This window comes from Bacterioplanes sp. CLAM21 (assembly GCF_059641015.1).
The window spans coordinates 3586767-3606640 of the sequence record NZ_CM184929.1; the positions used below are offsets into that span (position 1 = coordinate 3586767).

Sequence of the window (19874 nt, forward strand, 5' to 3'; positions counted from 1 at the left end):
GCCTTTTACCGGATGTTCACCATGGCAGAGTTTCCGCTGTTACTCGAACCCGAAGCACTGGCGGCGGCTTTGCCTGCGTCAGATGGGCCAGCGTTACTGATCATTGAGCAAGCCCCCCTTGATACGTTTTTGCAGCACCATATCCCTGGTTCAGTGCACCTCGACTTCAAGCAGTTGCAGGCGACTGCGCCGGCAGCTCCAGGTGAACTGCCGAGTGCACAGCAACTCAGTCAAGTACTTGGTGCTCTAGGATTGACCCCCGAAACCCATGTTATTTGCTCTGATCACGAAGGTGGTGGCTGGGCCGGTCGGCTGATATGGATACTCGATTGTCTTGGCCACCAACATTATTCCTACCTCAACGGCGGCCTCACGGCTTGGCTGCAAGCCGGGCTGGCCGTTGAGAGCGGCATCGCTAGGCCACAACCAAGCCAATACCAGGCAGACACAAGCCATCAGCAGAGCGTCAGCATTAGCCAACAGCAACTACTCGAGCGCCTGGACAGCCCAGACCTGGCCATTTGGGATGCCCGATCTGCGGCCGAGTACAGCGGCGAAAAGGCGTTTTCGAAGCGTGGTGGCCATATACCAGGCGCAGTCAATCTGGAATGGACGCAGACCATGGATCGTGACCGTGGCCTGCGCTTATTACCATTGGCTACCTTGCGCTCGCGGTTGCAACAGCTGGGCATCGACGACAGCAAGCAAGTGGTGACCCACTGCCAATCTCATCACAGATCAGGCCTGACTTATTTAGTTGCCAAATTACTGGGGCTATCGGTGCAAGCGTACCCAGGCTCCTGGTCACAATGGGGCAATGATCCAAATACCCCCATCAGCACCGTACAACCATCCTGAGAGACACTATGAGCGTTAAAGATCAGTTATTTATTGCCAGTCAGCATCTGGTTCCCCATCACGCCTTATCACGCCTGATTGGTCGCCTAGCCGCGAGCGAAGCGGAGTGGATTAAAAACCCGCTGATTAAAGGGTTTCAGCGTCAGTTCAATATCGACATGAGCGACGCGCAACGCAAAACAGCCGATGAATTTCGCAGTTTTAATGACTTTTTCACCCGTGAGCTAGAGCCAGATGCCAGGCCCATAGCCGCTAATCCAAAACAACTGGTATCACCTGCTGACGGCGCAATTTCGCAGTTAGGCAAGATAGAACACGGCCGTATTTTCCAGGCCAAAGGGCAAGATTTTTCCCTTACTGAGTTATTAGGTGGTGAGCGTGAACGGGCCGAGCCTTTTATCGATGGCCAGTTCGCCACCATTTATCTATCACCACGAGATTACCATAGAGTGCATATGCCGGTTGATGGCACCTTACGCGAAATGGTGTATGTGCCGGGCGATTTGTTTTCCGTCAATAAAACCACAGCAGAAAATGTGCCGCGCCTGTTCGCCCGCAATGAGCGCTTAGTCGCTATTTTTGATACCGAATGTGGCCCCATGGCCATGGTGCTGGTCGGCGCCATGATAGTGGCAGCCATCGAGACCGTTTGGGCCGGACGCATCACCCCGCCTTTGCGTCAGCGCCAGGTCACTCAATACCCACTGGCACAAGAGGTCAGCCTGAAAAAAGGCGAAGAGATGGGCCGCTTCCTGTTGGGCTCCACCGTCGTTTTGTGCTTTGGCAAAGGGCAAACTCAATGGCTGGATCAACTGCAGGCCGATTCGCCACTGCGCATGGGCGAAGCCATCGCCACGGCGGCATCATAAGCTTACTGCATGCAACCCTGGCAGCGCGTTATGCGCGCTGCCAATCAAACGCCAGCACCTCGGCGATACTGTGACTGTCACTCGCTAACATCAGCAATCGATCCAATCCCATAGCAACGCCGCAACAATCCGGCAAGCCATGTTCTAATGCCGCCAATAACGCTTCATCGATGGGACGCCCGTCGGCTTCCTGAATAAAGCGCTGACGCTGCTCTGTCGCATCATTCAGCTCATGGTAACCATTGGCCAGCTCATTACCATCGAAGAACAGTTCAAAACGTCTGGCGACAGGCTGCTCTCCCTGCAGCTCCACCCGAGCCAGAGCAGCTTGTGAGGCCGGGAAATCTCGGATAAACACCAGAGTCTCGGCTGGCAAGGCCGGTTCTATCTGATGACTCATAATGATATCCAGCCAACCATCGCGCGACAGATGCAAATCTTGTCCCGCTAAGGCCATGCCATGGCTAGCTAAATCCGCATCCGACGCCTGATGCACCGCCAAGCCAGCAAAACGTTCAAATGCCTCGGCGTAGCTAAGATGAACAACCGGCAGCTGTGGCCAACGCGATTGAAGCAAGGTTTGGCTCAGCAAAGCGACTTCATCCATCAGCTGCTGCAGACTAACGTCTAAGCGATACCACTCCAACATGCTGAACTCAGGGTTATGTCGACGTCCCGCCTCACCACGACGGAACACCCGCGCTATTTGATAAATGTCTCCAACCCCGGCGCACAGCAGTCGTTTCATCGGATATTCAGGCGAGGTTTGCAGCCAGCGCTGATCGCTGCTCTGCATGGGTTCAATATTGGGGTCACTGACTGCCGCTTGAGACAGTATCGGGGTCTCAACCTCAAGGGCAGGATAACGCTCAAAATGCTGACGAATGCGCTGATTCAACTGCGCCCGTTGCTGTAACAGCGATAAAGATGCTGACGGTTGCCAAGTCATAACGGTTCCACAAAAAAAGGAGCCTGATGGCTCCTTTCATCAAACAAGAAAATGATCAGGCGCGGCTGACATAATCACCGGTGCGAGTATCAATTTTCAGTACATCACCGATGTTGATAAACAGTGGTACCTTCACCACAGCACCCGTGGTGAGGGTTGCAGGCTTAGAGCCGCCCTGAGCAGTATCGCCTTTCAGGCCAGGGTCAGTTTCGGTCACTTCCAACTCAACAAAGTTAGGAGGTGCAATCGTCAGCACTGCCCCATTGAATAAGGTTACGGTATAAACGTCCTGCTCTTTTAACCACTTAATGGTTTCACCCACGGCTTCCTGAGACGCACCGTGCTGCTCAAAGGAGCCGTCAGTGGCCATAAAGTGCCAGAACTCACCGTCGGTGTAGAGGTATTCCATGTCCAGCTCGATCACGTCTGCACCTTCCAGACTTTCACCTGACTTGAAGGTCTTTTCAATGACTCGACCGTTGCGCAGGTTGCGCAGTTTCACCCGGTTAAACGCCTGGCCCTTGCCCGGCTTAACGTATTCGTTCTCCATAATCGAGCAAGGTTCGTTGTCCAGCATCACCTTAAGACCCGATTTAAATTCGTTGGTAGAATAGTTGGCCATTTTACAATCCAATCAATCGCGAGAAATAAAGGTGCGTATCATAACGCGAACTGACGCTGGTGTAGAGCCAAGCACGTGGCAGAACGAGTTGGCAGGCGCTTTTCGCCGTGCAGATGAACTGCTCGACTATCTAAAGCTCAGTGCCTCTGACTTCGACATAGATCTGCAGCCTGCCTTTCCATTATTGGTGCCGCGGCCCTTTGCTGCACAGATGCAGCCAGGCGACATCAATGATCCCTTGCTTCGACAGGTCCTGCCGATTCAGCAGGAACGAGTAGAAGTCAGTGGTTTTGTGAGCGACCCGCTGGCAGAGAGCAGCAGCAATACCGAGCCTGGCATCATTCACAAATACCATGGCCGTGTACTGCTGATGCTAGCTTCAGGCTGCGCGGTTAATTGCCGTTATTGCTTTAGACGCCATTTTCCCTATGCCGACAATCGTATTGCCAGGCGGCAATGGCGCAGCACCCTCGAGTACATTAAACAACGCTCCAGCATCAGCGAAGTGATACTGAGCGGCGGCGACCCTTTAATGCTGGACGATGCTCATCTAGGCTCGCTAGTTGATGAACTGGAAGCTATAAGCCATGTAAAACGACTGCGTATTCATTCACGCCTACCGGTGGTCATACCTCAGCGCCTGACTCAGCTGCTGGCCCAACGCCTGGCCCACAGTCGCTTGCAGTGCACCTTGGTGTTGCACATCAATCATGCTAACGAATTGGCAGCGCAACATGCCGACGCATTGAATTACTGGCGATCGCAGGGAATTACGTTACTCAATCAAAGTGTTTTGCTACGTGGTGTTAATGACAACCTACCAGCTTTATTAGACCTAAGTGAGCAGTTGTTTACAGCTGGGGTTTTACCCTATTACCTTCATACATTGGACCCGGTCAGCGGCGCTGCGCACTTTGACATAGATGATCAGATAGCTGGTCAATTGCATCAGCAAATGCAAGCTTTGTTGCCTGGATACCTAGTACCCAAGCTGGTTCGAGAGATCCCAGGAGAGCCCAGTAAAACACTGATCAACCTCGACAGCCGCAGGGCTGGCGACTATAACGGGTAGGGAGAAGTACGTACCGAAGCGGCTGGCAGATGGGTAAACCGTGCCGTTGGCAAGCGTGCTTAAGTCACTGATCTATAATCAGTACAGCCCTGCCATTTGCAAGGCATGGGGTATCCATCAATGAATATGCAGCAGGAATGCATGGACAGCCAACGAGTCGCGATCAAACTACATATACCGGCAACGCCGCTCACTTCTCTCAGCGTCTGTCCTGATACCGTTGAAGGAGTGACTGAGTGGGCTAAGTCGTTACCAATGGCCAACACTGGCGAGTCTGCACGTCAGTTGTACACGGCCATTCGTGAATTTAATCAGTGGGACGCCGACCCCGTATTGCGCTTCAAAGTCCTGGAAGTCGTGCGGCCGTATATCTACTCCATCTGCACCTTGCTCAACAAACACTTTCTGCAATCTTCAATTTCACTCAACGAAAAACAGCTAAAAGTTGCCAATCTCAGTCAGGCCTTGCAAAGCCACCTGGCCACGGGTTACAAAATGGTCGTCGGCCATAGCATGAGCCAGCTGGGCAAGCATGATAAAGCCTCAAAGATCGTCACCATCGCCATTCATCGGGCCATTACCGATACCGCGCAAACCATACTCAGAGCGTTTCAACTTTATTGTCAGCCTCCTGAATTTTCTTGGCTTGAAAGCAACCAACTGTACCTGCTCGCTGAAATGCACGGCTTGCATGATATTGAGGTCAACGATCGGCAAACACGATTTTTGTCGAGTTCAACCGTCAAAGACATCTTTGCCCGCTTGCACTTGCTAGGTACCGCCAAGCCCAACAATCTGCGCCAACAAGACCTGACCCAGCTGTTTGACGCCAGTGAACTGTGGGCTAGTTTCACGGACATCACTGCCGCTGATGACGAAGACGGTTTGTTTATTATTAACCTGCACCGTGATCGCCCAGGCCAATACAGACAGCACTTACGAGAGGCGCAGCAGCCTGAGTTTCGCAGCCTCAACACCCAAAGGCTGGTGCATGCCCTAAGGCAATGGGCCGCCAACCCCGCTGGCCACCACGACATTACAGTGCCAGGCAAGTTAAGCGACAACATTTTGTCCCACGCCATTCAATCTTGGGGCATTCATTGGCAACGCTCCTTCCGCCGCACGCCATCCGAAGGACAGCTGGCTTTATGCATAGGGCTTTCTGCTACCCATTACTTCAGTGGCGGTAATCGAGAATTTGAGCGCTTACTTGGCGAGCTAAGACCCAAAGCAGTAGACGGTCCCGACCGTAGCCCCAAAGTCGATATCGGCAAGCAATCGACTGAAGACGTTTGGGGTGACGCTTTTGATGCCAACCGACCGGCATTAGCTGAAAACACCCAGATTGATCTTGATGCTATTGAGTTTATTAACAAGCACAAGGCCGAACACGAAACGCCAGATCAGGAGCTCAAGTACCCGTCGCACGAAGTCAAAATGATTAACTCAAGCCCTGGCGGCTACTGTTTGCACTGGAGTGGCAACCTGCCACCATCCATCCAAGCAGGTGAGCTAATAGGCATTCAAGAGCATGGCATTCGCCACTGGTCGATCGGAGTGATTCGCTGGATTCGCCATATGCGCGACCAAGGTACCCAGCTCGGTATCGAGTTATTAGCGCCTAAGGCGCAGGTGGGCGCAGCTCGCTTATTACAAAAAACCGGCGACAACGGGCCGATGATGCGAGCCTTGCTGCTGCCCGCGATTAAGGCCATTGCTCAACCTGCTACCTTACTATTGCCACGCATGCCATTTCGCACGGGTAACAAGGTGGAATTGTTATTTGAAGAAGAGCAAGGCCGCTACCAGTTGACCAAGCGCCTGACATCCACCAGTAGTTTCAGTCAGTTTCAGTTCCGCAGTGCCGGACCAGCAAAACGTCACACCAGTGCAGAGCCCAGTCCGACCCTGCTGCCGGATGACGACTTTGATTCTATCTGGAATAAGCTCTAACTGACGTAAAGCGTCTAGACATGGTTTTGCATATGACAGTTTTTTGCACATTCCGCCCATCTATGTCCAAAGCAGCGATTTATTTTTAAATGATCCTCTCTATAATCACGATTTTATCAATCAGAGGCTGACATTTTGGCATCCCGCGAAACCTTGCATCTGTTGTTGTTGTGCCGAACTGAAAATGAGGCTGAAGGAATTGTCAGTCTTTTGCGCAACTCTGGCAGCGCCACCCGGGTACATTTAGTAACGTCCCTGGATGACTTCAGTGAACAGCTGCAGGAAAAAACCTGGGACCTACTGTTAGCAGAGCCGTCCTGCCATGGCGTTGAATACAATGATCTGCTGCGCCAGATTCGCCGCCTAAATAAAGACCTACCGCTGATACTGATCACCCATGACGACGTCGAGCCCATGCAAATGGAAGCCGCCCTGCGTGATGGTGCTGTTAGCCTAGTACCCCTCGACGAAAGTAATTTGATGCTTCTTGTCATCCAGCGCGAGCTGGGGCATTTACGCAGTCGCCGTGCGAATCGCAAGCTGGAAGTCAGCCTGAGAGAATCGGAAAAACGCTGCCAAGGGCTGTTGCAAAGCTCCAAAGATGCGGTCGCGTATGTGCACGATGGCATGCATATTTTCGCCAACAATGCGTATCTCGATTTGTTTGGCTATTCATCGCCAGATGAACTAGAAGGCATGCCGATCATGGATATGATCGATGCCGGTGCGCAAAAGGAGTTTAAAGCCTTCCTTAAAAGCTACGGGCAACAGCCAGGTCAGACCAGTAAGTTAGCTACTGTCGGCATGGATGGCGAAGGTAAAGCCTTTCCTATGACTATGGACTTTGCGCCTGCTACCTACTCTGATGAACGCTGCACCCAAGTCGTGATCCGCATGCGCGAAGACAGCGCCGAACTGGAAGCCAAACTGGAAGAAGTGCGCAGCCGTGACTTGCTAACAGGGCTGTACAACAAGCCTTATTTCCTCAGCCGGTTAGAAGAAGCCGTAGACCAAGCCGTGATGAACAGCGCCAAAGGCGCCGTGGTCTACGTCAACCTGGACAATTTTGGTCGACTGAAAAGTGATATTGGCATCGCCCACACAGATACCGTGCTGTCGCAGATTGCAGCCACGCTAAAAGAGCAGCTGTCCGAGCGACAAGTCACCTCGCGCATCGGCGAGGACATTTTCGCCTGCATTATGATGGGACGCGACGCCGAGCAAGCTCTGGCTGCAGCCGAAAAGCTACGCGACACCATCGAACATCTGCTGATCGAAGTGGCCAACAGGACGGTTACAGTAACCAGTAGCATTGGCGTGGCTCTGATCAATGAGAATAGCTCTAAGCCGCTCGATATTTTACAACAAGCGCATCAGGCCGCCGATGGCGTGCGCAAGTTAGAAAATCATGAGCACGGTAATGGCGTTAATCTGTTCCAGCCGCCAGAGCAAGCCAAAGATGACGAACAGCAAGATCTAGAGCAAACCCTGGTGAATGCCATCAAGGGCAATGGCTTCCGTTTATTATTCCAGCCTCTCATTAACCTTCGCGGTGAAGAAGTAGAACACTATGAAGCCCTGCTGCGCCTGCCCGTTGATGGCGGTGATGAATTATCGGCTGCTGAGTTTTTCGAAAACACCGCCATTAGCGATGACATCAAACGTAAGATCGATCGCTGGGTAATATTACACACCACCAAGCTGCTCAGTGAACATCGTACCAAGGGTCATAACACCCGCATGTTCGTCAACTTATCGGCGGCATCTTTGGCGGACGAATCACTGGCCAATTGGATCGGTGTAGCGATTAATGCCGCCAAGCTGCCAAAGGGCTGCGTGATCTTCCAGTTTAATGAAGAAGACGCCAGCAAGATGCTGAAACAATGCCATGACTTTACCCATGCGCTGCTGGAACGGGGTATTCCAACGTCTATTAGCCGCTTCGGCTGTGCACTGAATCCGTTCCAGAACTTAAAACACCTGGAGACCACCTACGTTAAAGTGGATGGTTCATTTACCCAAGAATTGGGGCAAAGTCCGGATGCACAAAAGCATCTGCAGGAGTTACTCGGACAACTGCACGAAGAAGAAAAGCGCACCATTGTGCCTTTGGTAGAGAGCGCCAACGCCGTTGCCAGCTTGTGGCAAATGGGTGTGCACTTTATCCAGGGTTATTATGTGCAAGCGCCCCAGGCCGGCATGCTATACACCTTTACCGACGAATAAAAAAAGCGGCCTAAGCCGCTTTTTTTATTGCTACAAGATGTCTCGATCGCGATAACCCAACAGATAAAGAATACCATCCAGCCCCAAGGTTGAAATGGCATGTTCGGCGTTCTCGCGCACCAAAGGCTTTGCACGAAAAGCAATGCCTAAACCAGCAATGCTCAACATCGGTAGGTCATTAGCACCGTCACCAACAGCAATGGTTTGCTCAAGGCGAATATGCTCACGCGCAGCCAGCTCTCGCAGCAGTTCCGCCTTACGTTGACCGTCGACTACTGTGCCGGTTACACGACCAGTAACCACGCCGTTTTCCATTTCCAACTCATTGGCATAGACGTAATCAATGCCCAGTTTTTGTTGCAAATAACGACCGAAGTAAGTGAAACCACCGGACAAAATCGCTGTTTTATAACCAAAGGCCTTTAAGTTAGAGATCAGCCGCTCGGCTCCTTCCGTGATCGGCAGACGGGCCGCGATCTCTTCCAGCACTTGGCCATCCAGACCTTTTAACAAAGCAACACGCTGGGCAAAGGACTCGCTAAAATCGAGCTCACCTTGCATCGCCCGCTCGGTAATTTCAGACACCTGCTCACCCACACCAGCGGCATGAGCCAGTTCATCAATTACTTCTGTCTCAATCAGTGTTGAGTCCATATCAAAGGCGACTAAACGGCGATTGCGACGAAACACGTCGTCGCGTTGAAACGCGATGTCCACCCCTAGGTTGTTGGCCACCTGCAAAAAATCAGCCCGCAAGGCGGCCTGATCAGCCACACCGCGCACGGAAAACTCAACGCAGGCACGAGTCTGCTGGTCATGATGCTCTAATGGCACCCGGCCTGACAAACGATTGATTTGATCAATATTGAGATCGTGCTGGGCAACGATGGAGGTCACTTGTGCGATGGCTTCAGCCTCTATACACCGAGCCAACAGGGTAACGATGTGACGATCTTTGCCCTGCCCTTCAACCCAATGCTGGTAGCTTTCAGCAGTGACCGGAGTAAAACTTACCGACAGGCCCAGCTCATGAGCCTTAAACAGCACGTCCTTCAATACCGGCGCAGACTCTGCCGTGGATGGGATGGCAGCTAAGATCCCCAACGACAAGGTGTCATGGATCTCAGCCTGACCAATGTCCAGAATAGCGACGTCATACTGTGCCAGAATGGCACTGATGTTGGACGTCAGCCCAGGTTTGTCCGTACCACTCACACGGATCAGTACCAATTCAGTCACAGTAGGCAGTCCTGCTTAAAGTTTGTTGGCGTCGGCCTTGGCACCAGCCACGACGCCGCGCAGCTCTTCGATCAGCTCAACGGTTTCATGCACAGACAAGGCCCGCTTACGATCCAGGCTCATCAGAAACAGGCCCTTTTCCAGTTGCTCTAACTTGTCTTGCAGTGACTGCTTCACGTCGCTCATGCTCTTACCTCAAGTTGTCAGTGACTGAAGCAACACCGCCAGCGCCACTTCAGTATTCAATGTCGGTCCGTTCTTTTGACCATCATGGGTTTATGGTCACAATCTGCTTGAGTCGCTGGCTATTCGCTGGCGTTCACCCAAGCGGCGCATATAATACCACTACTAATCAGGAAATCTGTGTTCGATTGAGTCTCGCCATGTCGTTACCCCACCGTATTCGCCATAAACTGAATACAAGTCAATTAAACAGCCTGTTGGTGGCGGTACTGATGTTGCTCACCGGATTGTTGCTGAGCCTACTCACCTACACCCACCTGCAGCAACAGCTGTTGGCACAGCAGCAAGACGATGTTGAACGCCAGTTGCAGCGCTTAGCCGTGGCCGCCGCTCCTGCGCTGTTACAACAGGACCGCGTCACTCTTAATGTGCTGTTAGACGATTGGCAACGGGGGCCTGTAATTCAGGGGCTAGAAATCCTCACCACGGATCAGCAGCTACTGGCCAGCAGCGGTACCAGTCATTCAAGACAGGTCGTCACTCGGCCGATCACCCAAGACAGTCGTGCCTTAGGTGCCGTGCGAGCCTCAATCAGTGATGTCGCGACTCAGCGCATTGCTCGCCGGTATTTGGCACTGGCACTGATGGCGACTGGGCTGATGGCCATGCTAGCGGCTTTTGTCACCTATCAACTCACCGAACGCAGCTTTGGGCAGTTCCGCTCCATCATCCATGCCCTCAGACGCTTTCGCCAGGGCCAGGACATCGAACTAACGCCACCCACAGCGACCTTGCCTGAATTTAGAGAGATGCAACAAGAGCTGCAGCATATTGCCCAGCGCCAGCAGCAGCAGCATGCGCTGGAGCAGGCGCTGGGACGTTTTATCGCTCCAAAAACAGAACACAAAAGCCTGCAGTATTTTGACTGTGCGCTGATGTATTTAGAAATTCAGGAACTCGATGTGCTGCAAAGTCGACTCAGTGCTGAGGAACTGAGCCTGACTCTCAGCCACTATTACCGACTGCTGTCCCATGCCGCCAAACTTTACAACGGCCGCCTCGATCGTTTTCTTGGTGATGGTGTGGTGATGATTTTTGGCGTGCCTAGTGCCGATCAACAATCGGCGATGCACAGTCTTTGTGCAGCACAGCTGTTTCAGGGTTTAGTGAGCCAGGTGCATGAACACGATCACAGCATCTATCCATTAGAATTTCGCATTGCAGTGCACTGGGGGCCAGTGCTGATGACCCCACTTCAGGGCGAAGGCCAACTACACGGCAATCTGATCGGCGACACCCTACACTGGGCCGCCCAACTTGCCTCAAGCGCAGAAGAACGTGGCGTGTTAGCCAGCTGTGAGCTGGTGAAGCATTTGGATGATGATATTGATTGGCGTGAAGGACCGATGATTTCCGATTTGCATGGCCGCGAGCAATGCAGCTATTGGTTGCAGCAATTGCCAGAAAAAACCCGCTCATTGATCCAGCGGCAAATCAAACACATAACAGCGCTGACCACTAACGCCTAATGATATCTAATGAATTGTTATCAACTTAACGGCTGACTTACCGGCCAATTTGAGCTTCCTGACGACTGGGCTAGTTTTTAAACATAGCGATCCAGGAGGGAAACTCGATGAGTGCTCGATTCACCCCAGCCATGATGGCTGCGCTTTTAATCAGCTTATCTGCCAATGCCAACGATCTTCGTATCAATGGCTTTATGAACGTTACCGCCGGTCATTTATCCACTGAAGACATTAGCCAGGATGGCTACGATGACGGCGTTATGTTTGATCAGGATACCTTGGTTGGCGTGCAACTAGCACAGCAAGTCAACGATTCCACCTCGGCCACGGCTCAGCTAATTTCCCGTGGCCGAGAGGACTTCAATACCGAAGCTGCCTGGGTCTATGTGACCTACGCTGTCAATGACGACACCGATATTCGCCTTGGCAGACTGCGTACACCTTATTTTCATTATTCTGATTTTCTCGAAGTGGGTTACGCCTATAACTGGGTACGTCCGCCCTCACTGGTGTATCGCCTAGATGCCTTCTCGTCCATTAACGGCATTGATATCAGCCACCGTTTTGCCTTCGGCCAAACGGATGGTGTTATTCAAATCTACAGCGGGCGCTACAAAGATGACATCGGAGTAAGCGACTCCTCCTACACCATAGAGCTAAGGAGGGCTTTTGGTATCGTGGCCAGTTTTACCCAAGGAGACTTTGGCGCTCGAGCCAGCTACCACCAAGCCGATGTGAGCTTGGACATAGACCCCACGCAAGCCGGAGTGAATGGCCGCGTTTTGGATAACTTGGCAGGACAAGCGGCGCTAATGGGTGTGGGTGAAGAATTCTTGGCCGACGATGCCAAGGCCAAGTTTTACCAAGCCTCTATCAATTACGACAATGGCAGCACCTCGTTGATTGCCGAATGGACGGCCCTCGACCAAGATACAGCCTCACTGCTCGACGACAGCGCCTATTTGATCAGTGCCGCACAACGGCTGGGAGAAACCACGGTACACCTGACCTATACCCAAGCAGAAGACGACCCTGAGTCAGGCACCGTTGGCGCACTGCAATCGTTAGCTGAGTATAAGCAGTCGAGCATCATCGTTGGCGTCCGCTATGACTACGACAGCAGTGCCGCATTTAAAGTGGATGTTCAGTACAACGATGAGGAGCTGGTCAATGGCCAGGACGGCGACTCAGGCATACTGTATAACCTTGGTATGAGTCTGGTGTTCTAAGGAGTAAGGCAATGAAAATAAGACACTTTATTCATCCATGGATACTGTTACTGAGCCTGTTAGCGACCACAGCCCAGGCCGAATACGCAGTGATAGTGAGCACCGGCAATGCCAATGCCAGTCTCGATAAAACAGCCATTACACGTATTTTTCTCGGTAAGGCCAGCAGCTTTCCAGATGGCAGCAAAGCCATTCCCGTCGACCAAAGCGAAGGCTCTGCTAGCCGTGAAGCATTCAATAGCCATGTGCTAGAAAAAAGTGCCAGCCAACTAAAAGCCTATTGGTCTCGTTTGATATTTACCGGCAAAGGCACACCACCACAGGAATCAGGCAGCGATACCGATGTCAAAAAGCTGATTGCCAACAACCCAAACTTGGTGGGTTATATCGACAGCAGCCAGCTAGACAGCTCTGTCAAAGTGGTATTTCGTTTCCCTTAACTCTGTACTTAATCACCGCTACACCGTCCGGGCTTCTAACCAGAAGCCCGTTATTTATGCCCTTTAACCTGATACGCTTCTTGCAACGTCACCATGCGATCCTGCACCGACAATATATCGAGATAACCAGGGTCTTGATCAATCCAGGACAAACACTGTGCACTCGCCTCCAAGGTTGATAAGCCATCATCACGCGGCGATTTACGCACTCGATACTGACTGGCTTGCTGAGGTTGCAAGGCAATACACGGTAAAGTCCGCAACCAGGGGTTTAAATGCAGCAAACGCCGTACTTTTCGCCAAGTGCCATCCAATATAATTAACTGCTCCATCGCCTGTGCTTGTGGCAAGGTTAGCGGTTCGGCCTCTGGCAATGGATAAAGCAAGGCCACCTGCTGCAGTCCATAAGGGAACAGATCTTCAGCAGAAAACACCTCACCCACTAGCAAGCGACTGGGTTCAATGCTCAGCTTCAATAACGGTGCCGTCGACAGCGGATGCTTAGCCTCAGTCGGGTCCTGCAATATCGTTAACGGCCGTGACGACTGACAGCGATGTATAGCGCTGCATAAGCACACCGTCATCGGCCGCAAACAGTTATTGCAGCGTTGCCTTACACTCATGACAACATAGGTTTTAAGAAACGTCCGGTATGACTGTGAGCCAAGGCTGCGATCTCCTCTGGCGTCCCCGTTGCGATAATATCACCGCCCTTGGAGCCACCCTCCGGACCTAAATCGACGATCCAATCGGCGGTTTTAACGACGTCCAGATTATGCTCAATTACCACTACGGTATTGCCGTGATCACGCAAGCGATGCAATACAGACAACAGCAGCTCAATGTCTTGAAAATGTAGACCCGTGGTCGGCTCATCAAGAATATACAGGGTATTACCGGTATCACGCTTAGACAGCTCTTTGGCTAGCTTCACGCGCTGCGCTTCGCCTCCCGATAAGGTAGTCGCTGCCTGGCCCAACTTGATATAGCTTAAGCCAACATCCATCAGAGTTTGCAGCTTACGGGCAACAGCGGGAATGGCATCAAAAAACTGCCGCGCATCTTCCACCGTCATGTCCAGCACTTCGTGGATATTGCGACCCTTGTAGCGAATATCCAGTGTTTCCCGGTTATAGCGTTTGCCTTTGCAAACGTCACAAGGCACATAAATATCCGCTAGAAAGTGCATTTCCACTTTAATAACACCATCACCCTGACAGGCCTCGCAGCGTCCACCTTTGACGTTAAAAGAAAAACGTCCGGCTTTGTAACCACGCGATCGAGACTCTTGTGTACCAGCAAACAACTCACGAATCGGGGTGAAAATGCCGGTATAAGTTGCTGGGTTTGAGCGAGGTGTGCGTCCAATCGGACTTTGATCAATATCGACAACTTTATCTAAGTGCTGCAAGCCATCACAGTGTTGATGCGGAGAGGCTTTTAACGTCGTTGCTCCATTCAATGCCGTCGCTGCCAGTGGATACAAGGTTCGGTTAATCAAGGTCGATTTACCCGAACCAGACACCCCTGTAACGCACGTCATCAAACCAAGGGGAATATCCAAATTCACATCATTGAGGTTATTGCCACTGGCGCCACTCACCTTGAGCATACGCTCAGGATCAATGGGTGTGCGCTGCTTTGGCACGGCAATGGCTTTTTTACCCGACAAATATTGCCCGGTGACCGACTGCTTGTTTTTCATCACTTGCTTTGGCGTACCGTGGGCAACAATTTCACCGCCATGAACACCCGCACCTGGGCCAATATCAATCAGATAATCAGCGTGGCGAATGGCGTCTTCATCGTGCTCAACCACCAGCACGGTATTGCCTAAATCACGCAAATCAAACAGGGTTTTTAGCAGCCTATCATTATCTCTTTGGTGCAAACCAATGGAGGGTTCATCGAGGATGTACATCACTCCCACCAACCCCGCACCAATTTGCGAGGCAAGACGAATACGCTGCGCCTCACCACCCGATAAAGTATCCGAGCTGCGATTAAGTGTTAGATATTCAAGGCCCACATTAACTAAAAAACGCAGCCGATCACGAATTTCCTTAAGGATTTTTTCAGCAATTTCACCGCGGTGACCGCTCAAATGTAGATCACCAAAATAAGCAAACGCTTCTTCAACTGGCATGGCAGTACAAGCATGAATGGTTTTATCACCAACAAACACATTCCTAGCTTCCGTGCGCAAGCGAGAGCCTTCACAGGATGGACATGGCTGCACACTCAAATACTTCGACAGCTCCTCACGTACGGCTTGCGAGTCAGTTTCTCGGTAGCGACGTTCCAGATTCGGTAACACGCCTTCAAATGGATGTTTTTTATGGATGGTGTCGCCGCGAGAATTCACATAGCTAAAGGTGACGACATCATCCCCACTGCCCTGTAGCAAGCGTTGCTGTTGCTTTTTCGTTAACTTGCCAAACGGCTTATCAATGGAGAAACCATAATGTTCAGCTACAGAGGTCAGCATCTGAAAATAATACACACTGCGGCGATCCCAGCCACGCACGGCACCTTCGGCCAGAGTCAGTGACGAGTCCTGGACCACACGATCAGGGTCAAAAAACTGCTTAACACCAAGGCCGTCACAACTCTGACAAGCCCCCGCCGGATTGTTAAAGGAAAACAATCGGGGCTCCAGCTCAGACAGACTGTAGCCACAATGCGGACAACTGAACTGAGATGAAAACAGCAGCGGCTCAGCTTTTTCGTCATCCATGGAAGCCACCAACGCCAAGCCCGAACTTAAATCAAGGCACGTTTCTAGCGACTCTGACAAACGTTGTTCAATGCCTTCTTTTAACCGGAAGCGATCAACCACCACTTCGACGCTGTGCTTGCGGCGCTTATCCAGCTCTGGGATATCATCCAGGTCACACACCAAGCCATCGATTCGAACGCGGATAAAGCCCTGTGAGCGCAAGCTATCGAACACGTGCAAATGCTCACCTTTACGATCACGGACCACAGGCGCCAGAATCATATAACGGCCATCGAGCGGCAAATCCATGATGGTATCAACCATCTGACTGACGGTTTGCGCTTCCAACGCAACATCATGATCAGGACAGCGTGGTGTACCAACACGGGCGAACAATAACCTCAGGTAGTCGTAAATTTCAGTGACAGTTCCGACGGTAGAGCGAGGATTATGCGAGGTAGATTTTTGCTCGATGGAAATCGCCGGCGATAAGCCTTCGATCAAATCCACATCGGGCTTTTCCATCATGGATAAAAACTGACGGGCATAGGTCGATAGCGATTCTACGTAGCGGCGTTGCCCTTCGGCGTACAGGGTATCAAATGCCAGCGACGATTTTCCTGAACCACTGAGTCCGGTGATCACGACCAACTGGTCGCGGGGAATATCGATGTCGATATTTTTAAGATTATGTGTACGGGCACCACGTACCTGAATGCTTTTCATAGATGCTGATCAGCCTTAAAGATAAGGCTGACCATTGTAGGGCAGTGCCCCGCATCTACAAGTCTTCTATCAAGCCCGATCTCGCAACAGTTCGTCCATATTTTCCTGCGCCCAGTTCACCGCCTGAATGCGGTTGCTGGCGCCAATCTTCTTAAACAGATTGTAGATATGGGTTTTCACTGTATGCATACTGACATTCAGCTGATCAGCAATCTCGGTATTGGTCGCACCGGTAGCCGTCAATTGCAGAATCTGCTTTTCGCGTTTAGTCAGTTTACTGGCACAAGGACTCATGCGCTTAGGCTTGTGTCTGTGCCGTGCCAGATAACTCGCCATCAACTGACGAGGCAACCAGCATTCACCACTGAATACCCCAACAATGCCTTTCGACAACTGCTGCTGAGAGGTATCACGATAAAACAGACCATTAATATTTGGCCATGCAATCATGCGCTCCAGTGGATCGTCATGTGGCACGTTAAACAGTGCCACCTGCATATCCATGGGCTGTTCGTGGATTTGCTCAAGCAAATCCTGGATGCGCTCAAGACGCCCGGCATCACCATCAATCAATGCCAGAGTCTTGCAGGGGTACTCGTTCCATTGCTGATCCCAGTGCAAACGATTGACCAATTGGCAGTCAATGTTTGTCCTCTGGTGGATAAACCCAATCAGGATGGAATTTTGAAGATTTTGCTGGCCAAACAGAATGATTCTGCGACCGGGAAGACGCGTTGACATGTCCATTCGTTGCTCCTTTGTGCTCGACAGCCCGAAAGCCTGTGTCCATTCCTCAATGCGCCGGAAAAAGCGTAAACCAGTAGCGGTCAATCCGCCGGAAATCTGAGTCTATGTCACGGTAGCGAAAATACTATGGTCTTATCAGGACAGCCCCGATATTGGCACAAACGCACCTTGCGCCAGCGACCGAGAAAACGAGTCTAGCTAGTATTAATCCTTACGTACCAGAGACACAACCGACCATTGATGACATTTAACGCCTTCCTGTCAGGACCTAGGAATACTCACCTATGGTTCATCCGGAGCACGGATTACTGGTACACTTGCCGCCTTTTTCTGAGCGCCGGACCAACGCACGTGTCACCATCCAACAGACTACCGCACAACGAACGACGAGCCGTCGCCTCTTTGGCGTCTTTGTACGCTACGCGTATGCTCGGTTTGTTTATGGTTCTGCCCGTCATGATGGTTGAAGGGCAACGACTGGACGGCGCTACCCCTGCTTTGCTTGGCCTCGCCATGGGGGTCTATGGCCTCACCCAAGCATTGCTGCAGATTCCCGCCGGTGCTCTGTCGGATCATTGGGGGCGCAAACCCATCATCATCGGCGGTCTTGTGCTGTTTGCCATTGGCAGTTTAATCGCTGCTAGCGCTGACTCTGTCTACGGCGTTATTGCTGGCCGTGCACTGCAGGGAGCGGGAGCCATTGCCAGCGCTATTATGGCGCTGGTAACGGATCTAACCCGCGAAGAGCATCGCATGAAGGCCATGGCCTCTATCGGTGCCAGCATTGGACTGTCATTTTCACTGGCGTTAGTGGCCGGCCCGTGGCTAGCCTCGCTCGGTGGGTTGGCTGCCATCTTTGCTCTGACGGCAGCGCTGGCCATCGTAGGCATATTGGTCACCTTATGGCTGGTGCCATCGCCACCTGCCAAAATTCACCGCGATGCCACCGCAGTACTGCCCGAGGTGGTAAAGCAGCTAAAAAACCGCCAATTGTGGCCCCTTAACATTGGTATTTTCATCTTGCATGCCCTGATGGTGGCGATCTTTGTCGCCATTCCGCTGCAGTTGGTAGAGGCCGGGCTTAGCAGTGCTCAGCACTCTTGGCTTTACCTCCCTGTACTGGTGCTGGCCTTTGTGCTGATGGTGCCCTTCATCATTGTGGCCGAAAAACGTCGGCAAATGAAAAGCGTGGTTATCACAGGTGCGCTGGTGCTGACCGCCAGTTTATGGCTGATGACCATGGCCACTGAGCTGTGGCACTGGTCGGTATTGTTGCTGCTGTACTTTTGGGGTTTTAACCTGATGGAAGCCAGCTTGCCATCTTGGCTAAGCAAGGTCGCCCCTGCTGGCGCCAAAGGCAGCGCCATGGGTATCTATTCCAGCATGCAATTTCTCGGGGCGTTTATCGGTGGTAGCTTGGGCGGTATGGTCATGGCTCAATATGGCTATGGCCATTTGTTCGCACTGCTAGGACTGGCAGTGTTAGTCTGGACTCTAATCATAGCGCGCACTCAGGCGCCGAAACATTTGACCAGTTTGCGCTTAACCTGCCAGCAGCCGCTCAATGATTCTGTGCTGCAGCAACTACAAGCTTTGGCAGGTGTTGCTGACGTCACCTGGCTGGTCGACGAGCAAGCCATTTATTTAAAAATCAGTGCCGATGAATTTGATCGTTCAAAGGCACAATCCATTATCAATCCCGCTCAGGCAACGGCCTAGCGAATTAACAGGAGCCAATCATGGGTCGCAGCGTAAATAAAGTGACATTAATTGGAACCCTGGGGCGTGACCCAGAGGTTCGTTACATGCCGAATGGCAACGCTGTTGCCAACCTCAGCCTGGCAACAGACGAAAGCTATAACGACAAGCAAACCGGTCAGAAGGTTGAGCAAACAGAGTGGCATCGCATCACCATTTACGGAAAACTGGCTGAAATCGTTCAGCAGTATCTGAAAAAGGGCTCACGTGCTTATTTTGAGGGCAAATTGCGCACTCGCGAGTGGGAAAAAGATGGCGTAAAACGCTACACCACTGAAATCATTGCCAATGACATGATGATGCTGGATAGCCGTGGTGACAATGCCGGTGGCTTCTCTAACCCATCAATGAATGCACCGATGGGCGGCATGAACAATGCGGGTATGAACAACCAGAGCATGGCCCAGCCAATGAATAATCCAGCTGGCTATGCGGCTCAACCTGCACCTCAGCCGGCCCAGCAACCGATGACACAGGCACCGCAACACGGCTACCAACAAGCGGCTCCTATGCAACAGCAACAGCCACCGCAGCCACAACACCAACAAGCTGCGCCACAGCAGCAACCGGGTGGTTATCAGCAAGCACCGCAACAACAGGCACCTCAGCCGAGCAACAGCTTTGACGATTTCGACGATGATATCCCGTTCTAGGAAATACCATAGATAAAAAAGTAAAGTTTTGTCCTACAACCCCCGTAAATTGGGGGTTTTTAGTTTTTATTGATGTAAATTTTCTGTTGAGCCTATATTTGC

17 protein-coding genes are annotated in these 19874 nt (G+C 51.7%); 10 read left to right on the forward strand and 7 right to left on the reverse strand.

Going from position 1 to position 19874, the window contains the following annotated elements; genetic code table 11:
• The first annotated feature begins 21 nt into the window (after positions 1-21).
• On the forward strand, positions 22-858 hold the full coding sequence (locus AC55FS_RS16415; RefSeq protein WP_496933341.1) for a sulfurtransferase: 837 nt from the start codon (positions 22-24) through the stop codon (positions 856-858).
• A gap of 8 nt (positions 859-866) precedes the next feature.
• A complete protein-coding gene (gene asd / locus AC55FS_RS16420) occupies positions 867-1727 on the forward strand; it encodes an archaetidylserine decarboxylase (protein ID WP_496933342.1) in 861 nt (286 codons plus the stop codon).
• A 28-nt stretch (positions 1728-1755) separates the two neighbouring features.
• Here the strand turns inward: asd and epmA are convergent, their stop codons facing one another.
• Both epmA and efp read right to left on the reverse strand, forming a co-directional pair.
• Positions 1756-2676, reverse strand: coding sequence for an EF-P lysine aminoacylase EpmA (gene epmA, locus AC55FS_RS16425; RefSeq protein WP_496933343.1), 921 nt, complete (start codon positions 2674-2676; stop codon positions 1756-1758).
• 55 nt (positions 2677-2731) lie between these two features.
• Complete coding sequence (gene efp / locus AC55FS_RS16430; RefSeq protein ID WP_496933344.1) at positions 2732-3298, reverse strand: elongation factor P; 567 nt, start codon at positions 3296-3298, stop codon at positions 2732-2734.
• A 31-nt stretch (positions 3299-3329) separates the two neighbouring features.
• Between efp and epmB the strand changes: the two genes are divergently transcribed.
• From epmB to AC55FS_RS16445, 3 genes are all read left to right on the forward strand, one after another.
• Positions 3330-4370 carry an EF-P beta-lysylation protein EpmB gene (gene epmB / locus AC55FS_RS16435; RefSeq protein WP_496933345.1) on the forward strand — a complete coding sequence of 347 codons (1041 nt, stop codon included), beginning with the start codon at positions 3330-3332 and terminating at the stop codon, positions 4368-4370.
• Positions 4371-4511: 141 nt separating this feature from the next.
• On the forward strand, positions 4512-6323 hold the full coding sequence (locus AC55FS_RS16440; RefSeq protein ID WP_496933346.1) for a cyclic-di-GMP receptor FimW-related protein: 1812 nt from the start codon (positions 4512-4514) through the stop codon (positions 6321-6323).
• A gap of 135 nt (positions 6324-6458) precedes the next feature.
• Positions 6459-8549 (forward strand): EAL domain-containing response regulator, encoded by a 2091-nt coding sequence (locus AC55FS_RS16445; RefSeq protein ID WP_496933347.1) that lies wholly within the window; start codon positions 6459-6461, stop codon positions 8547-8549.
• A gap of 30 nt (positions 8550-8579) precedes the next feature.
• On the opposite strand, the gene serB is transcribed toward AC55FS_RS16445, so the two are convergent.
• Both serB and AC55FS_RS16455 read right to left on the reverse strand, forming a co-directional pair.
• Positions 8580-9788, reverse strand: coding sequence for a phosphoserine phosphatase SerB (serB, locus tag AC55FS_RS16450; protein ID WP_496933348.1), 1209 nt, complete (start codon positions 9786-9788; stop codon positions 8580-8582).
• Positions 9789-9803: 15 nt separating this feature from the next.
• The gene (locus AC55FS_RS16455; RefSeq protein WP_496933349.1) at positions 9804-9974 is read right to left on the reverse strand and encodes a hypothetical protein; all 171 of its coding nucleotides are present in this window, start codon (positions 9972-9974) and stop codon (positions 9804-9806) included.
• Between the two features lie 197 nt (positions 9975-10171).
• On the opposite strand from AC55FS_RS16455, the gene AC55FS_RS16460 reads away from it, so the two are divergent.
• The 3 genes from AC55FS_RS16460 (at position 10172) to AC55FS_RS16470 (ending at position 13169) form a co-directional block, all read left to right on the forward strand.
• Complete coding sequence (locus AC55FS_RS16460; RefSeq protein WP_496933350.1) at positions 10172-11500, forward strand: adenylate/guanylate cyclase domain-containing protein; 1329 nt, start codon at positions 10172-10174, stop codon at positions 11498-11500.
• A gap of 107 nt (positions 11501-11607) precedes the next feature.
• Positions 11608-12729: a hypothetical protein gene (locus AC55FS_RS16465; protein ID WP_496933351.1), complete on the forward strand. Its 1122-nt coding sequence runs from the start codon at positions 11608-11610 to the stop codon at positions 12727-12729.
• 11 nt (positions 12730-12740) lie between these two features.
• Positions 12741-13169 carry a type 2 periplasmic-binding domain-containing protein gene (locus AC55FS_RS16470; protein WP_496933352.1) on the forward strand — a complete coding sequence of 143 codons (429 nt, stop codon included), beginning with the start codon at positions 12741-12743 and terminating at the stop codon, positions 13167-13169.
• 50 nt (positions 13170-13219) lie between these two features.
• Here the strand turns inward: AC55FS_RS16470 and AC55FS_RS16475 are convergent, their stop codons facing one another.
• The 3 genes from AC55FS_RS16475 to AC55FS_RS16485 all read right to left on the reverse strand — a co-directional run bounded on the left by AC55FS_RS16475 (position 13220) and on the right by AC55FS_RS16485 (position 17361).
• Positions 13220-13753 carry a tRNA-uridine aminocarboxypropyltransferase gene (locus tag AC55FS_RS16475; protein ID WP_496933353.1) on the reverse strand — a complete coding sequence of 178 codons (534 nt, stop codon included), beginning with the start codon at positions 13751-13753 and terminating at the stop codon, positions 13220-13222.
• A gap of 35 nt (positions 13754-13788) precedes the next feature.
• Entirely contained in the window at positions 13789-16614 is a 2826-nt protein-coding gene (gene uvrA / locus AC55FS_RS16480) for an excinuclease ABC subunit UvrA (protein ID WP_496933355.1), read from the reverse strand.
• Positions 16615-16683: 69 nt separating this feature from the next.
• Positions 16684-17361 (reverse strand): LuxR C-terminal-related transcriptional regulator, encoded by a 678-nt coding sequence (locus tag AC55FS_RS16485; RefSeq protein ID WP_496933356.1) that lies wholly within the window; start codon positions 17359-17361, stop codon positions 16684-16686.
• A gap of 351 nt (positions 17362-17712) precedes the next feature.
• Between AC55FS_RS16485 and AC55FS_RS16490 the strand changes: the two genes are divergently transcribed.
• Both AC55FS_RS16490 and ssb read left to right on the forward strand, forming a co-directional pair.
• Complete coding sequence (locus AC55FS_RS16490) at positions 17713-19080, forward strand: MFS transporter (RefSeq protein WP_496933357.1); 1368 nt, start codon at positions 17713-17715, stop codon at positions 19078-19080.
• 20 nt (positions 19081-19100) lie between these two features.
• Positions 19101-19772: a single-stranded DNA-binding protein gene (gene ssb, locus AC55FS_RS16495; RefSeq protein ID WP_496933358.1), complete on the forward strand. Its 672-nt coding sequence runs from the start codon at positions 19101-19103 to the stop codon at positions 19770-19772.
• Positions 19773-19874 lie beyond the last annotated feature (102 nt).

What these genes read in the sequence shown, in the direction of transcription:
- AC55FS_RS16415 (WP_496933341.1), top strand. Translation starts at nt 22, where the DNA reads ATGGCAGAGTTTCCGCTGTTACTCGAACCCGAAGCACTGGCGGCGGCT.
- asd (WP_496933342.1), top strand. Translation starts at nt 867, where the DNA reads ATGAGCGTTAAAGATCAGTTATTTATTGCCAGTCAGCATCTGGTTCCC.
- epmA (WP_496933343.1), bottom strand. Translation starts at nt 2,676, where the DNA reads ATGACTTGGCAACCGTCAGCATCTTTATCGCTGTTACAGCAACGGGCG.
- efp (WP_496933344.1), bottom strand. Translation starts at nt 3,298, where the DNA reads ATGGCCAACTATTCTACCAACGAATTTAAATCGGGTCTTAAGGTGATG.
- AC55FS_RS16440 (WP_496933346.1), top strand. Translation starts at nt 4,512, where the DNA reads ATGGACAGCCAACGAGTCGCGATCAAACTACATATACCGGCAACGCCG.
- AC55FS_RS16455 (WP_496933349.1), bottom strand. Translation starts at nt 9,974, where the DNA reads ATGAGCGACGTGAAGCAGTCACTGCAAGACAAGTTAGAGCAACTGGAA.
- AC55FS_RS16460 (WP_496933350.1), top strand. Translation starts at nt 10,172, where the DNA reads ATGTCGTTACCCCACCGTATTCGCCATAAACTGAATACAAGTCAATTA.
- AC55FS_RS16465 (WP_496933351.1), top strand. Translation starts at nt 11,608, where the DNA reads ATGAGTGCTCGATTCACCCCAGCCATGATGGCTGCGCTTTTAATCAGC.
- AC55FS_RS16470 (WP_496933352.1), top strand. Translation starts at nt 12,741, where the DNA reads ATGAAAATAAGACACTTTATTCATCCATGGATACTGTTACTGAGCCTG.
- AC55FS_RS16475 (WP_496933353.1), bottom strand. Translation starts at nt 13,753, where the DNA reads ATGACGGTGTGCTTATGCAGCGCTATACATCGCTGTCAGTCGTCACGG.
- uvrA (WP_496933355.1), bottom strand. Translation starts at nt 16,614, where the DNA reads ATGAAAAGCATTCAGGTACGTGGTGCCCGTACACATAATCTTAAAAAT.
- AC55FS_RS16485 (WP_496933356.1), bottom strand. Translation starts at nt 17,361, where the DNA reads ATGGACATGTCAACGCGTCTTCCCGGTCGCAGAATCATTCTGTTTGGC.
- ssb (WP_496933358.1), top strand. Translation starts at nt 19,101, where the DNA reads ATGGGTCGCAGCGTAAATAAAGTGACATTAATTGGAACCCTGGGGCGT.